13 protein-coding genes are annotated in these 13,899 nt (G+C 33.1%); 11 read left to right on the top strand and 2 right to left on the bottom strand.

Annotation, left to right across the window (positions count from 1 at the left end):
- Both AB3G39_RS07525 and AB3G39_RS07520 read right to left on the bottom strand, forming a co-directional pair.
- Positions 1 to 1,062, bottom strand: a complete 1,062-nt coding sequence (locus AB3G39_RS07525; RefSeq protein ID WP_369764709.1) for an HlyD family secretion protein — start codon at positions 1,060 to 1,062, stop codon at positions 1 to 3.
- 2 nt (positions 1,063 to 1,064) lie between these two features.
- Positions 1,065 to 2,399 carry a TolC family protein gene (locus AB3G39_RS07520; protein ID WP_369764708.1) on the bottom strand — a complete coding sequence of 445 codons (1,335 nt, stop codon included), beginning with the start codon at positions 2,397 to 2,399 and terminating at the stop codon, positions 1,065 to 1,067.
- Between the two features lie 104 nt (positions 2,400 to 2,503).
- Here AB3G39_RS07520 and AB3G39_RS07515 point away from each other — a divergent pair, with 104 nt between their 5' ends.
- The 11 genes from AB3G39_RS07515 to AB3G39_RS07465 all read left to right on the top strand — a co-directional run bounded on the left by AB3G39_RS07515 (position 2,504) and on the right by AB3G39_RS07465 (position 13,881).
- Complete coding sequence (locus AB3G39_RS07515; RefSeq protein WP_369764707.1) at positions 2,504 to 3,316, top strand: AraC family transcriptional regulator; 813 nt, start codon at positions 2,504 to 2,506, stop codon at positions 3,314 to 3,316.
- A gap of 234 nt (positions 3,317 to 3,550) precedes the next feature.
- Positions 3,551 to 4,450, top strand: a complete 900-nt coding sequence (locus AB3G39_RS07510; protein WP_367771070.1) for a DnaJ C-terminal domain-containing protein — start codon at positions 3,551 to 3,553, stop codon at positions 4,448 to 4,450.
- Positions 4,447 to 4,740 (top strand): chaperone modulator CbpM, encoded by a 294-nt coding sequence (locus AB3G39_RS07505; RefSeq protein WP_369764706.1) that lies wholly within the window; start codon positions 4,447 to 4,449, stop codon positions 4,738 to 4,740. Before AB3G39_RS07510 ends, AB3G39_RS07505 begins: the two co-directional genes overlap by 4 nt.
- 275 nt (positions 4,741 to 5,015) lie before the next feature.
- Positions 5,016 to 5,291 carry a F0F1 ATP synthase subunit gamma gene (locus AB3G39_RS07500; protein ID WP_369764705.1) on the top strand — a complete coding sequence of 92 codons (276 nt, stop codon included), beginning with the start codon at positions 5,016 to 5,018 and terminating at the stop codon, positions 5,289 to 5,291.
- Between the two features lie 157 nt (positions 5,292 to 5,448).
- Positions 5,449 to 6,951 carry a thymidine phosphorylase family protein gene (locus tag AB3G39_RS07495; RefSeq protein ID WP_369752242.1) on the top strand — a complete coding sequence of 501 codons (1,503 nt, stop codon included), beginning with the start codon at positions 5,449 to 5,451 and terminating at the stop codon, positions 6,949 to 6,951.
- A 6-nt stretch (positions 6,952 to 6,957) separates the two neighbouring features.
- Positions 6,958 to 7,824, top strand: a complete 867-nt coding sequence (locus AB3G39_RS07490) for a ribose-phosphate pyrophosphokinase (protein WP_367771080.1) — start codon at positions 6,958 to 6,960, stop codon at positions 7,822 to 7,824.
- A 199-nt stretch (positions 7,825 to 8,023) separates the two neighbouring features.
- Entirely contained in the window at positions 8,024 to 8,815 is a 792-nt protein-coding gene (locus AB3G39_RS07485) for an MlaE family ABC transporter permease (RefSeq protein ID WP_367771083.1), read from the top strand.
- 6 nt (positions 8,816 to 8,821) lie between these two features.
- On the top strand, positions 8,822 to 9,574 hold the full coding sequence (locus tag AB3G39_RS07480) for an ABC transporter ATP-binding protein (RefSeq protein WP_367771086.1): 753 nt from the start codon (positions 8,822 to 8,824) through the stop codon (positions 9,572 to 9,574).
- Positions 9,575 to 9,582: 8 nt separating this feature from the next.
- The gene (locus AB3G39_RS07475; RefSeq protein ID WP_369764704.1) at positions 9,583 to 10,557 is read left to right on the top strand and encodes an MlaD family protein; all 975 of its coding nucleotides are present in this window, start codon (positions 9,583 to 9,585) and stop codon (positions 10,555 to 10,557) included.
- Positions 10,558 to 10,603: 46 nt separating this feature from the next.
- A complete protein-coding gene (locus AB3G39_RS07470; RefSeq protein WP_369764702.1) occupies positions 10,604 to 11,641 on the top strand; it encodes a pesticidal protein Cry7Aa in 1,038 nt (345 codons plus the stop codon).
- An 11-nt stretch (positions 11,642 to 11,652) separates the two neighbouring features.
- Entirely contained in the window at positions 11,653 to 13,881 is a 2,229-nt protein-coding gene (locus AB3G39_RS07465; protein ID WP_367771095.1) for a glycosyltransferase, read from the top strand.
- Positions 13,882 to 13,899 lie beyond the last annotated feature (18 nt).

Below are 13,899 nucleotides of genomic sequence, written 5' to 3'. Positions count from 1 at the left end.
TTATAATTTAGGAATCAATACCTCAGCATTCATCCCTGCACGTAGATTATTTGTTTTAGCAACAGCATCTGTCAAAAGAATTCGAACTGGAAATCGTTGAATAATTTTTACAAAATTTCCTGTTGCATTGTCTGGTGGCAAAAGAGAAAAACGAGATCCTGTAGCTGGCGCAAGCGACTGTATTTTACCGTGATAGGTTTCATCTGAATAAGCATCAACTTTAATCACTACCTCCTGCCCTTCTTTCATATTGGCAATTTGAGTTTCTTTAAAATTAGCTACAATCCATTTTCCCTGGTCCTGATCTACAATGAATCCTAAAGTTTGTCCTTTTTGAATTAATTGTCCTACCTGCAAGGTTTTGTCACCCATAATTCCATCTGCGGGAGCCGTAATAACAGCATAAGTCAAATTGAGTTTTATATTCTCGACTATAGCTTCTCTCTGCTGTACATTTGCTTTAGCAACGGCCAATTGAGAATCGACATCATTTATTCTCCCCCTGGCTGTTTTATAGGTATTTTGAACTGCTTTATACTCTGATTTTGCTATTTCAAAACTCGTTTTTATGGCTTCAAAATGCTGTTGTGTAACTGCTTCTTCATCCAATAGTTTTTTATATCTATTAAATTCTTGTCCTTGTTGCCACAATTTGGCTCTGGATGCGGCAATACTTGCTTCGCTTACTGAGGCGCTACTAGTAGTTGTTACAGCATTACTTTCTAATACCAACAAAGAAGCTTTTGCTGAACTCAATATGGCTTCGGCTTCTTGTAATTGCATTAGCGTTTCATTTTTATCTATCACAAACAAGGTATCTCCTTTATCAACTTTTTGATGATCTCTAAATTTAATTTCCTGCACAAAACCTGTTGTACGGCTCAATATTGGATTTATATATTCTTCTACTTGTGCGTCATTAGTTTCTTCATATCGATACATTTTTACCAGTGTATAACCACCATAAACTAACAATAAAATTAATACTATAGAGGCAATGCTATAGGTAATCTTAACCGTTATCCTGTCAATACGTTCGTGTTTTTCTGTTATTGTAGCCATAATTATAGGTCTCCTGTATTTTTTAAAAGTTCGTAATAATGTAATTGTTCTGATATTTTGGCTGAAATCAGCTCGAATTGGGCTTGCAATAATTGAGTATCTGCATCCAATAAATCAGTAATTAAAGACAATTGGTTAAAATAAGTTTGATTGAGAATTCGGTAATTCTCTGTCGCTTGTTTTATATTCAATTGTAGTTCTTCAATTTTTTCTTGATCCTCCATGTAATGTTTGTAAGATCTATTGATATCCTTACGCAAATTATCTTGCACATTTTCTTGTGCTATTTTTTGCTCTTCATATACTATTTTAGCTTCTTCTTCCTTATGAACATCATGATAAATCGATGAAATAGTATAAGATAATTTCACTCCTACCACACCTAATAAGTAAGGCGCATTTTCATAGGGATACAGCTTAATTTGTGGATACGAATAATTATAATCTCCAAACAACCCTATTCTTGGCAATTTATCTGCTTTTAACCCTTCAATATTTAATTTGCTGAGTGCTACTTTTTGCTTTGCAATCTTCTGTAATGGTGATTTGTTTATGGCACTGTCAATATAATCATCGTAGCTCATTAATTTTTGATTTTCCTGAAGACCTATATTATCTGTGGGTTTTAAATTTTGTTCATCTGGTTCCCCCATGAAAATATTTAATTCCTGCATGGCTAATTGTGCATTATTACGGATAGCCGTTAATGCCGTTTTCTGTTTGGACAATTGCAGTTGCGCTCGAAGTAAATCACTTTTTAAAACCACTCCTCCAGTATGCAGTTTCCCGATGAGTTTTAATCGTTCTTCATTTTGATAAATATTTTTCTTTACTAATTTTTCCAATTGTAAATACAGTTGTAATTTTAAATACGCTTGAGCCACTTGATAGTGAATAGACTCAATCGTTTCCTCTTCTATATATTGGGATAACTCTTGCTTCACCGCTTCTTTTTGAATGTTTGTTTTGAGCTTATGTCCGTTATAAATATCAAAATAAGCATCTATAGTAGCCCCATAAATAGAATGATCTTCTAACGGAATGTAATCAGGGTGGTGTAAAACTCCGTTATTAAAAATTGGAATATTAGCTAATTTACCATAGTTGGCATTAAAGCCTATTTCTGGCAATTGTTTGCTCTTTGCATTTTTTACAGCTTCCCTTCCCGACTCTGTATGCAAATGGTGCATTTTAATCTCTTTGCTGTTTGTAGCCACTTTTTCCCAAACTTTTTCTAATGATATAGGAATACTATCCTTACTAACTTCTTGTGCTTGTAGGGACACCAGTGGGAACAGGAATATAGGTACTACTATTTTGTAACAATTAAAGTGCATAATTAGTTCTTAAATTAAAATGCAAAATTGCGACATCTTTTTAAGTCTTATTTTGTTAATTAAGCCATTTATTTGTTAATTTGAGCCAAATTAAAAAGCAGCCTATGTCAGCCATAAAAGAGCTTGGATTTTTAGAAAAAGTAAATCAATATCCTAAGACCACTTACATATACCACACTAAGATTGAAGAGCGTCTTGACATGCACAGTCACAACAAGCATCAACTTACCTACGTTGAAGGGGGTGCGGCCTTTTTAAAAACAAACGACAATTCCTATTTTTTACCCGCCCGACATTATGTATGGATTCCCGCAGGGATGGAACATTTCATTGAATTAAAAACATCTGTAAGTATGATTCGAAATATTTATATTCCAACTCATATCCTTACTAACAATGAATTTTATTCGAAAATGGGAATTTACCCTGCTTCCAATTTAATTTTGGAGATGATACTATATACTGAAAACTGGAGTGAGAATATTTTTGAAAAAGAAAAAAGTAAATACCAATACATAAAAACTCTAGGTACTATTATTGCTGAAATCAGTAAAAACCCACTGCCTGTTGTTATTCCTACTACTACAAATGTACGATTGAGTCCCATTTTAAAACACATTCATTTTCACGTTGACCAACCATTACTATTAAAAGATGTTGCAAAATTATTTGGTTTTAGTAGCCGTAGTCTTTCCCGTTTATTTAGAGATACTTTGGACATATCCTTTCTACAATATGTAAAACTCACCCGAATTATTCTCAGTATGGAAAAACTGTTACAAACTGAATTGTCTATTAGCGAAATTGCCTATGCATCTGGATATAATAGTTTAGCCACTTTTAGTAATACTTTTTATAATTTGGCTAAAATAAGACCCGTTGACTTTAGAAAAACGAACCGAGAGATTTCTAAATAATTAAAACAACTATTTCTTAAAAAGAATAGCTATTCCTTTTAATAGAACTAATCCATAGCTAAAGTTTCAATTCTTATATGAAATAAATAAGCTATTGAAATAAAACCTTTTATACTTATTTATCATGTAAAAATTGATTAAATTTGAAAGAAGCAATTTCTCTTTGCTCGGTAAACCTTTATACCATAAATCCATAAAGACTTATAATTAGTAATTCTAAAAAAACAAAGTAAAATGGCATTTATAGACTATTACAAAGTATTAGAAATAGATAAAAAAGCAACGGAGACGGAAATAAAGAAAGCCTACCGGAAAATGGCTCGTAAATACCATCCTGACCTAAATCCCAACGACAAACAAGCCGAAATAAAATTTAAAGAAGTCAATGAAGCCAATGAAGTATTAAGCAATCCTGAAAATCGTAAAAAGTATGATGAATATGGTGAAAATTGGCAACATGCCGAAGAATTTGAGAAATCAAAAAGACAGCAACAACACTATCAAGGAAGCGGGCAACAAGGCGGCTTTGCTGGTTTTGAAGGAGGTGATTATTCTGATTTTTTTGAATCCATGTTTGGCGGTAGAGGGGCTAGAGGTAGTGGACGAGGTAGCGCACAATTTAAAGGACAAGATTTTAATGCCGAATTACATTTAGATCTTAAAGAGGTTTACACCACACACAAACGTACGTTAACTATTAGTGGTAAAAACATCCGACTCACAATACCTGCTGGAGTAGAAAATGGCCAAGTCATAAAAATCACTGGACATGGTGGCGATGGCGCAGGTGGTGGACCAAAAGGTGATTTATATATCACCTTCTCGATATCAAACCATACTGATTTTAAACGTGACAAGGACAATCTATATTCTACTGTGGATTTAGACCTTTATAGTGCCATTTTAGGAGGTGAAATTACTGTAAATACATTTGACGGAAAAGTAAAACTAAAAGTAGCGCCTGGAACTCAAAATGGTACTACAGTAAAACTTAAAGGAAAAGGGTTTCCTGTTTATAAAAAAGAAGGACAATTTGGAGACCTATACATCAACTACCAAATTGTAGTTCCAACCAACCTGACGGATAAAGAAAAAGAATTATTCACAGAACTTGCTAAGCTAAAAAAACCATGAGTATAGAAAATTTTATCCCCGTAAATACCCTATGTATTCATTATAAAATGGAGCAAAGCTTCTTTGGTAATTTAAGTGAAATGGGGCTTATTGAAATCCAAATTATTGATAAAACACCCTACATCCATCAAGATTCATTATATGAAGTGGAAAAAATGATTCGGATGCATCAGGATTTAGAAGTAAATCTTGAAGGAATCGATGTTGTTCTCAACTTATTACAAAAGATAGATTCCTTAAAAAAAGAAATTCATACGGTTAGAAACCGCTTGCGATTGTACGAAAACTAATAATAGCACCCCTTCTCTATTTTCTATTACCTATAAATAACAAATTTAAAATTTTAGAAAACATGATAAAAATAATGCCTGATTTACCAGACCAAGTTCTAGGTATTTCTGGAGAAGGAAAAATTACTGGAAACTAAAAAAAATTATGCATAGCAAGATACCAAAGAATTTAATATTTTTCAATACCAATCAAAAACAAGTACTTACTATACGACCATCGTGCAATGGCTCCGTCCATTGAATCAAAAATGACGCGACAACTTTAAAGAAATGCCTTGGCCCACCACAAAATACCGCAGGTTTTAGGAAGGTTGGAAACTACTTTATCGGCGCTAATACGTGAATATCTTTTTGTATCTTTATTCAAATCTTGTGCTGAATCACTAGCTACTGAAAATGCTAGAAGCTTGAGTGCTATGCAAAGAGCCGAAAAAAACATTTCAGAATTATTGGATACGCTCCATCATAAATACCATCGGTTAAGACAAAGTTCCATTGATGAAGAATTATTCGATGTAGTATCCGGATTTGAAGCATTAAAAAACAAATAGCATTCCATTTTTTTATTTAGACAAATGGCAAAAATTCGGGCCCATTGACAGCTACTTCTTTAAAATTTATTGTTTGTTTATGTCTTTTCAATTATGGAGAGATTCATTTTTATTTTTAGAATTGTCTGGTTTTAATTAAAATTTAATAATCACTAAAATGAAAACTGCATTTAACACTTTAAAACTCGTTTATCTTGGCATTGATACCCAAAAAGAAAATGTAGTTTTCATGCGTAAAGATTGTCATATCTGTAAATCTGAGGGATTTGAAGCACATAACAGAATTTTAGTTACTGCAAATAACCATTCAATAATTGCTACTTTATTTATAATCACCAATGGAATTATAAAAGATGGAACTGCAGGTCTTTCTGATAGTGCTTATGAAGATTTAAACGCTAAAGAAGGTGATGAACTTAGTTTTTCTCATGTGCAACCAGTTGCCTCCATGCGAAGTATACGATCTAAAATGTATGGAAAAGAATTAAATGATAATGACTTACAAAACATTATTGATGACATTGTGAAAGGACAATATTCCAACATAGAAATTGCCGCTTTTATTACTGCCTGTGCTGGCGATAATCTTAATATTCATGAAATTATTGGGCTTACGAAAGCAATGGTCAACTCTGGTAAAAAACTTTCTTGGAATAAACCAATAGTAGTCGACAAACATTGCGTAGGCGGGCTACCTGGAAACCGTACCACGCCTATTGTTGTAGCTATAATTGCTCAATATGGGCTTACAATTCCTAAAACATCTTCCCGCGCCATCACTTCTCCAGCTGGAACTGCGGACACATTGGAAACAATAACCAAGGTTAATTTAGATATTAATCAAATTAAAAAAGTGGTCGAAAAAGAAAATGGTTGTTTTGTATGGGGCGGTTCCATAAAATTAAGTCCTGCCGATGATATTTTAATTCGTATCGAAAGAGCCCTTGATGTCGATAGCGAAGGTCAAATGATAGCATCAGTATTGTCTAAAAAAATAGCAGCAGGATCTACTCATGTGGTGATTGATATTCCAATTGGTAAAACTGCCAAGGTAAGAACTGAAGAAGATGCTGAAAAACTACGGTATTATTTTCATGTTGTTGGAAAGTCAATGGGTATAGAAGTAAAAGTACTTTTCACAGATGGATCACAACCTATAGGTAGAGGAATTGGGCCATCATTGGAGGCTATGGATGTGCTAAGTGTGTTACGAAATGAAAAAGAAGCTCCTCAAGACTTGAGAAACAAAGCGTTATATATTGCTGGTGCCATTATAGATTTGGCAAATACACAATCAAAAGAAAATGGATTTAATACAGCCGAAAAAATTCTTTCTTCCGGTAAAGCTTATGAAAAATTCACTGCCATTTGTAAAGCCCAAGGTGGATTTAAAGAACCTGAATATGCAATTTATAAAAAAGACATTTATGCTGATAAATCAGGAATTGTAACCGAAATTAACAATCGTAAACTTGCTAAAGTAGCAAAACTTGCAGGTGCACCACATGATTCTAAAGCAGGAGTAATGCTTCAAACTCCATTAAATACTCCATTGAATAAGGGAGATTTACTATTTTCTATCTACGCTGAAACTGAAGGAGAATTAAAATATGCAGTTGAATATTTAAAAACGGAACCAAATATTATTTTGATACATTAAAATGTTATGAAAAAAATATTTTTTGCTTTACCTGAAAATGAGAAACTTACACTTCAACTAATTCAAAAAGAACAGGGAGAAAATGGTCAGGTCGAAATTCGTAAATTTCCAGACGGTGAAACTTATATTCGAATATTATCGGATGTAAGGGACAAAGAGGTATTTCTTGTTTGTACTCTTCACCAACCTGACAATAAAATAGTACCTCTATTTTTCTTGGCAAAAACGGCTAAAGAAATGGGGGCCAAAAGCGTTAGTCTTATTGCTCCCTATCTAGCTTATATGCGACAAGACACTATTTTTAACCCTGGAGAAGGAGTTACTTCTACCTATTTTGCTAGTTTTATTTCCAGTTTTGTAAACCGCTTAATCACAATCGACCCGCACTTACACCGCCGTAGTACCTTGGCTGAAATATATTCAATCCCAACAAAAATGAGACATGCAGCAGCTCTTATTTCTTTATATATAAAAAACAATATTAAAAAACCTCTATTGATTGGGCCAGACATGGAAAGTGAACAATGGGTATCTGAGGTGGCAAAAAATGCCAATGCGCCTTATATCACATTAACAAAAATTCGCCATGGAGATCGAAATGTAAACGTCTCTATTCCTCAAGTAGAACAATACAATAATCATACTCCCGTCTTGGTAGATGATATTATCTCGACTGGAAGAACACTTATTGAGACCATTCTACATTTGAAAAAAGCAGGAATGCAACCTCCTATTTGCATTGGTGTTCATGCCGTCTTTGCAGGAAATGCCTATCAAGAAATTTTAAAATCAGGAGCCAAAGAAGTTATTACTTGCAATACTATTCCACATCAAAGCAATAAAATTGACATCAGTGATTTACTATTGTCATAAATAAAAACGCTTCTTCTTCTTAGTATTATCCTTATCTCTCTTTTATAGGAATGTATTTACTAAATACTATAATTTAGAATTATAAATCATTTATTATCGATTAAACGACTAATAATCAGGCTAACAAACAATTAAAAAGCCTGATAATCAGCATAATAGTCGTATATTTGAGTAGCCCTTTCTTGTTAAAAATTAATTCATGATGCTTATGAATGCTATTTTTAAAATAATAAAATTGATTAATTCTTTTTTACTTGAAATTGGCGAACTCTCCTTTTTTGCTGGTCGCTTTTTCAAAGAATGCTTCAAACGCCCATCGGAGTTTAAAGAATTCCTTCGGCAATGTTACAATATGGGAAACAGATCATTGTTGCTTGTTTCAGTAACAGGTTTTATTATTGGGCTGGTTTTTACTTTACAGTCAAGACCAACTTTACAAGAATTTGGTGCTGTTTCATGGATGCCTTCTATGGTAAGCATTTCGATTATTAGAGAGATAGGTCCAATCATCACGGCATTAATATGTGCAGGACGAATCGGTTCTGGTATTGGAGCTGAATTGGGATCTATGAGAGTAACGGAACAAATAGATGCAATGGAGGTTTCGGGTACAAATCCATTTAAATACCTTGTTGTCACACGAATACTAGCCACGACCTTCATGCTTCCTGTTTTAGTTTTCTTTGGCGATGCCATTGCTATTTTTGGTTCCTACTTGGTTGAAAACATAAAGGGTCATGTTTCCTTTTTGTTGTACTACAATCAAGTTTTTAATGCTTTAGAATTTGGCGATCTAGTACCAGCCACAATCAAAAGTTTCTTCTTTGGTTTTGCAATTGGCTTAGTAGGTTGTTTTAAAGGCTATAATTGTAAAAAAGGAACCGCAGGAGTTGGTATTGCAGCAAACTCAGCTGTAGTTTTTACCTCCATGCTACTTTTTATAATTGATTTTATAGCTGTTTTTGTCACTGATATATTTTATGATTTATAATTGTATATGAACGCTCTATCCAAAAATATAAAACCCATTATAGAAATCAAAGACTTAAAAAAAAGCTATGGTGACAACCATGTGCTGAATGGTTTCAATATGGTTTTGAACGAAGGAGAAAATTTGGTTATTATGGGAAAATCCGGATCTGGGAAGTCCGTAATGATAAAATGCCTAATTGGATTAGAAAAACCTGATAGTGGTTCTATTACGGTAATGGGAGAAAATATTAGTGAATTAAATCAATCCACACTAGACGACCTCCGTACCGAAATTGGATTCCTATTCCAGGGTAGTGCGCTGTATGATTCTATGACCGTTCGAGAAAATCTAGAATTCCCATTAAGACGACACACTAAAAAATTTGGCGTACTAAAAGACACCACCCCATTAGTCATGGAAGCCCTAGAAAATGTAGGCTTAGCACACACTTTGAATTTAATGCCTGCAGAATTATCAGGTGGAATGAAGCGTAGAATTGCATTAGCTAGGACCCTAATTCTTCAACCAAAAATAATCCTTTATGATGAGCCTACAACAGGACTAGACCCAATAACGGCAAAAGAAATTTTATTGCTCATGAAATCCATTCAGGAAAAATACAATACCTCAGCTATTATTATAACGCATGACGTTGATTGTGCCAGAGTAATATCTAACAGGATGATTTTATTAGTAGATGGAATTAATTATACCGAAGGAATATTTGAAGAATTATCAAAATCTATTGATCCTAAAATTCAAGCTTTCTTTAAATAAAATATAATATGGAAAAAACAACTTCACAAAAAATACGTCTTGGTCTATTTGTAATTATAGGGCTTATACTTTTTGTTTTGGCCATCTATTTCATTGGCGACAAGCAAAAGATGTTTGGAAAAACAAATCATTTAGAAACTATTTTTACTAATGTAAACGGACTGCAATTAGGTAATAATGTTCGTTTTTCAGGTGTAAATGTAGGTACAGTACGTGGCATTGAAATGGTAAATGATTCTAACATTAAGGTCGATATGATTATTGACAAAACTATTTTTAGACACATTAAAAAAGACGCAATTGCTACTATAGGTTCGGATGGACTAGTAGGAAGCATGGTTATTAATATATTACCCGGCAAAGGGAAACTACCACCTGTAGTGCCTGGGGATGTGATTGAATCCTTGAACCGCATTAGAACCGATGATCTTTTAAATACTTTTAGTAAAACCAATAAGAATGCAGCACTACTCACCGAAAATTTACTGGAAATCACAACCGAAATTAATAAAGGAAAAGGAACCGTAGGATTATTAATAAATGATATTGAAGTAGCAAATGACTTGAAGGAAACTATTCATTATTTAAAAATATCAGGTAAACAAACTTCAGAATCGATAACAAATTTAAACAAAATCATTACTTCATTAAATAATAAGAATAATGTTATCGGGGTTCTGCAAGATACGGCTGTTGCCAATAACATAAAAACGATTATCAATAATTTAGACCAGTCAAGTACCGAAATTAATAAAGTAGTAGACAATCTAAATAAAACTATTTTGAATATTAAAGACGGAAAAGGAGCAATAAATTACCTTTCGAATGACCCAAGATTGGTAAAAAAAATTGATTCGACTATGACAAATATAAATGACGCCAGCATCCGCCTAAATGAGAATTTAGAAGCATTAAAACACAATTTTTTATTTAGAGGATACTTTAGAAAACAGGAAAGAAATAAATTGAAGAGAGACAAATAATACAATACTTAAAAAGATTACAACATAATCAACACCATTTTATGTTATGCTTACAATCGAAAAACTAGGCATTATTTTAAGTCCTACAGACAACGAATTTGAAAATAACGGGGTTTTAAATCCTGGTATTTATCAAGAAGGGAATACCCTGCATATTTTATATAGAGCAGTCCAAGAAGGAAATTATTCGACCATAGGATATGCGAAGACGGATGGTCCTATGAAAGTAACAGAAAGGCTAGATAAACCTTTAATAACTAATGAGTTAGATTATGAAAAGCAAGGAATCGAAGATCCAAGAATTGTGAAAATTGAGGGGATTTACTATATTACTTATACCGCCTATGATGGAGTTAATACCCTAGGAGCACTTACTACCTCTACTGATTTAATTCATTTCGAAAAAAAAGGAATAATAACCCCTCAAGTGAATTATCAACAATATGAAAGTCATGTTAATTCTTGCAACCCATCCAAACTCAACCCTAAATACCATCAATATTACAATCTTTTTGAACAAATAGGTCTCGTTAATGACGAAACAAGACTGCTTCGCGATAAAGATGTTGTTTTATTTCCTAGAAAAATTAATGGTCAATTTGTATTCCTCCATCGAATTTGGCCTGGAATTCAAATTGTAAAATTCGACCGATGGGAGGATTTAACTTTAAAATTTTGGGAAGATTATTTGACAAATCTTACTGATTATATTATTCTGGATCCAAAGGACCCTTATGAAATGAATTATATTGGAGCAGGCTGCCCACCTATTGAAACTCCAGAAGGCTGGGTACTAATTTACCATGGTGTCCATGAAACTACTACAGGAAAAATATACCATGCCAAAGTAGCACTATTACATTTAGACCAACCTGAGATGGAGATTTCTAGGCTACCCTATCCCCTTTTCTCTCCAACAAAACAGTGGGAAATAGAAGGTGTTGTTAGCCATACCGTTTTTCCTACCGGTGTTGCTCTATTTAATAATGATCTTTACATCTACTATGGTGCTGCAGACAAGCATATTGCAGTAGCCAAAGTCTCACTTAAAGAACTAGTACTGGAGTTAAGAAAACAACCTTAAAAACACCAAAAATGAAATTGGATAAAGGAATAAAAATGTTGATTGTTAGCTCATATCCGCCTCGTGAATGTGGCCTAGCTACTTTTTCAAATGACATTATCAATGCTGTTAAAACTGTATTTGGTAGTACCCTTCCTATTGAAGTTTGTGCCTTACAAAATGAGGAAAACGAGGTCACTTATAATTCCGAGGTCACTTTTACATTATTGACATCAAAACTTGATCAATACCCGTTGACAGCTGAAAAAATCAATGAACGCAAGGACATAGGGTTGGTTTGCATTCAGCATGAGTTTGGTCTATATGGTGGTGAGTATGGCGACTATATACTTGCTTTTATTTTAGCTCTTAATAAACCTATTGTAACGATATTCCATACTGTATTGCCTAACCCTAATGAAAAAAGAAAAAAAATAGTGCAAGCCATTATTGATTTGTCTGATAAGATTATTGTCCTTACAAAAAAATCAGAAGAAATTTTAATTACAAACTATGAAACTCCAATTTCAAAAATCAAAATCATTCCTCACGGAAATCACAATGTATTATGGGAACAAAAACAATCTCTTAAAAATAAATATCATTTTTCAGATAAAACAGTCCTTTCCACTTTTGGATTAATCAGTGAAAATAAAAATATAGAAACCACTCTCTTTGCTTTACCTGAAATCATTACGAATCACCCAGAATTAATTTATTTAATTATTGGAAAAACACATCCTGAAATTATTAAAACCGAAGGGGAAAAATACCGAAAAAAATTAGAATTCATTGTCAAAGAACTTTATTTAGATTCTCATGTGATTTTTATAAATGAATACTTAGAACTAAAACAACTATTAGAATATTTAACCTTATCCGATATTTATTTATTTTCCTCCAAAGATCCGAACCAAGCCGTAAGTGGCACTTTTACGTATGCGATGAGTTGTGGTTGCGCTGTGATTTCCACTCCCATTCCACATGCAGTAGAATCAATAGTAGATGGAACTGGAATATTATTAACGGAATTTGAAAATCCAGAAGAATTCCGAAATGCTATCATGTCACTACTTGAAGATGAAGAAAAAAGAATTAATATGGGTAAAAAAGCATTCTCACTAGCTCATATTACGTCTTGGGAAAATATTGCCATTCAGTACCGATTATTATTTGATTTATTAACAAACAAAGAAGAGGATCTAAAATTCAGTTTGCCTCCAATAAAATTAGACCATATAAAAAAACTCACAACCAATTTTGGAATTCTCCAATTTTCAAAATTTAGCCAACCTGATCCTGAATCTGGTTATACATTGGATGATAATGCAAGAGCGTTAATAAATATGGTTATGTATCATAGCCAATTTCCCGATGAAGAAGTTTTAGAGCTAGCAAATACTTATCTCAATTATATTGAAGGAATACAACGAGAAAATGGCTGGTTTGATAATTATAAAGACTTTAATCATCAATTGACAAAACAAAATACTGAAGTCAATCTTGAAGATGCAAATGGAAGAGCACTATGGAGTTTAGGGACTGTCATTGCATATAAACAAACTTTACCCATTGAATTTGTAGTAAGAGCTAAAAAGTGTTGGGACAAAGCTATAGTGAGAATTGAAGACATTAGTTCACCTAGAGCTATTGCCTATGCTTTAAAGGGACTTTATAACTATTATTCTATTTATAAAGAAGAAGCGACCGAAATGCAGATTGAAAAGTTAGCTGATGAATTGTTACGCCATTATCATATCAATTCAGAAGCAAACTGGTGTTGGTATGAAGATTATATGACTTACGCCAATAATGTATTGCCAGAAGCTATGATGTACAGTTACTTAGTTACAGGGAAGCAGAAATATAAAAAAATTGCTATTGTTACCTTTGATTTCCTACTTTCTCATTATTTTATGAAAGGACAAATAAAAGTAATTTCGAACCGAGGATGGTTTAAAAAAGAAAATGAAAGAGTTTTTTATGGAGAACAACCCATTGAAGTGGCAACCACAATTATTACGTTGGATTTATTTAATGATGTAACTAAGAATTCAAAATACAAAGACCAACTTAAACTTGCTTTCATCTGGTTTTTAGGCAATAATCATCTCAAACAAATTATGTATAACCCAGAAAACGGAGCTTCTTATGACGGACTAGAAGACAAACATATCAATATTAATCAAGGAGCCGAATCTACATTGTGTTTTTTTAAAGCCCGATTAATAATGGAAAAATATAAAAACCACAGCCACTGAATTAATATGAGATAAATT

Origin of the sequence: Flavobacterium sp. WC2416, assembly GCF_041200095.1 — a bacterium.
GTDB lineage: Bacteria > Bacteroidota > Bacteroidia > Flavobacteriales > Flavobacteriaceae > Flavobacterium.
Note: the sequence above shows the minus strand (reverse complement) of the source record. Positions and strands in the feature narration are given on the sequence as shown.

Coding starts and splice junctions, on each gene's coding strand:
- AB3G39_RS07510 (WP_367771070.1), top strand. CDS start 3,551: ATGGCATTTATAGACTATTACAAAGTATTAGAAATAGATAAAAAAGCA.
- AB3G39_RS07490 (WP_367771080.1), top strand. CDS start 6,958: ATGAAAAAAATATTTTTTGCTTTACCTGAAAATGAGAAACTTACACTT.
- AB3G39_RS07470 (WP_369764702.1), top strand. CDS start 10,604: ATGCTTACAATCGAAAAACTAGGCATTATTTTAAGTCCTACAGACAAC.
- AB3G39_RS07475 (WP_369764704.1), top strand. CDS start 9,583: ATGGAAAAAACAACTTCACAAAAAATACGTCTTGGTCTATTTGTAATT.
- AB3G39_RS07485 (WP_367771083.1), top strand. CDS start 8,024: ATGATGCTTATGAATGCTATTTTTAAAATAATAAAATTGATTAATTCT.
- AB3G39_RS07465 (WP_367771095.1), top strand. CDS start 11,653: ATGAAATTGGATAAAGGAATAAAAATGTTGATTGTTAGCTCATATCCG.
- AB3G39_RS07525 (WP_369764709.1), bottom strand. CDS start 1,062: ATGGCTACAATAACAGAAAAACACGAACGTATTGACAGGATAACGGTT.
- AB3G39_RS07480 (WP_367771086.1), top strand. CDS start 8,822: ATGAACGCTCTATCCAAAAATATAAAACCCATTATAGAAATCAAAGAC.
- AB3G39_RS07520 (WP_369764708.1), bottom strand. CDS start 2,399: ATGCACTTTAATTGTTACAAAATAGTAGTACCTATATTCCTGTTCCCA.
- AB3G39_RS07495 (WP_369752242.1), top strand. CDS start 5,449: ATGAAAACTGCATTTAACACTTTAAAACTCGTTTATCTTGGCATTGAT.
- AB3G39_RS07505 (WP_369764706.1), top strand. CDS start 4,447: ATGAGTATAGAAAATTTTATCCCCGTAAATACCCTATGTATTCATTAT.
- AB3G39_RS07515 (WP_369764707.1), top strand. CDS start 2,504: ATGTCAGCCATAAAAGAGCTTGGATTTTTAGAAAAAGTAAATCAATAT.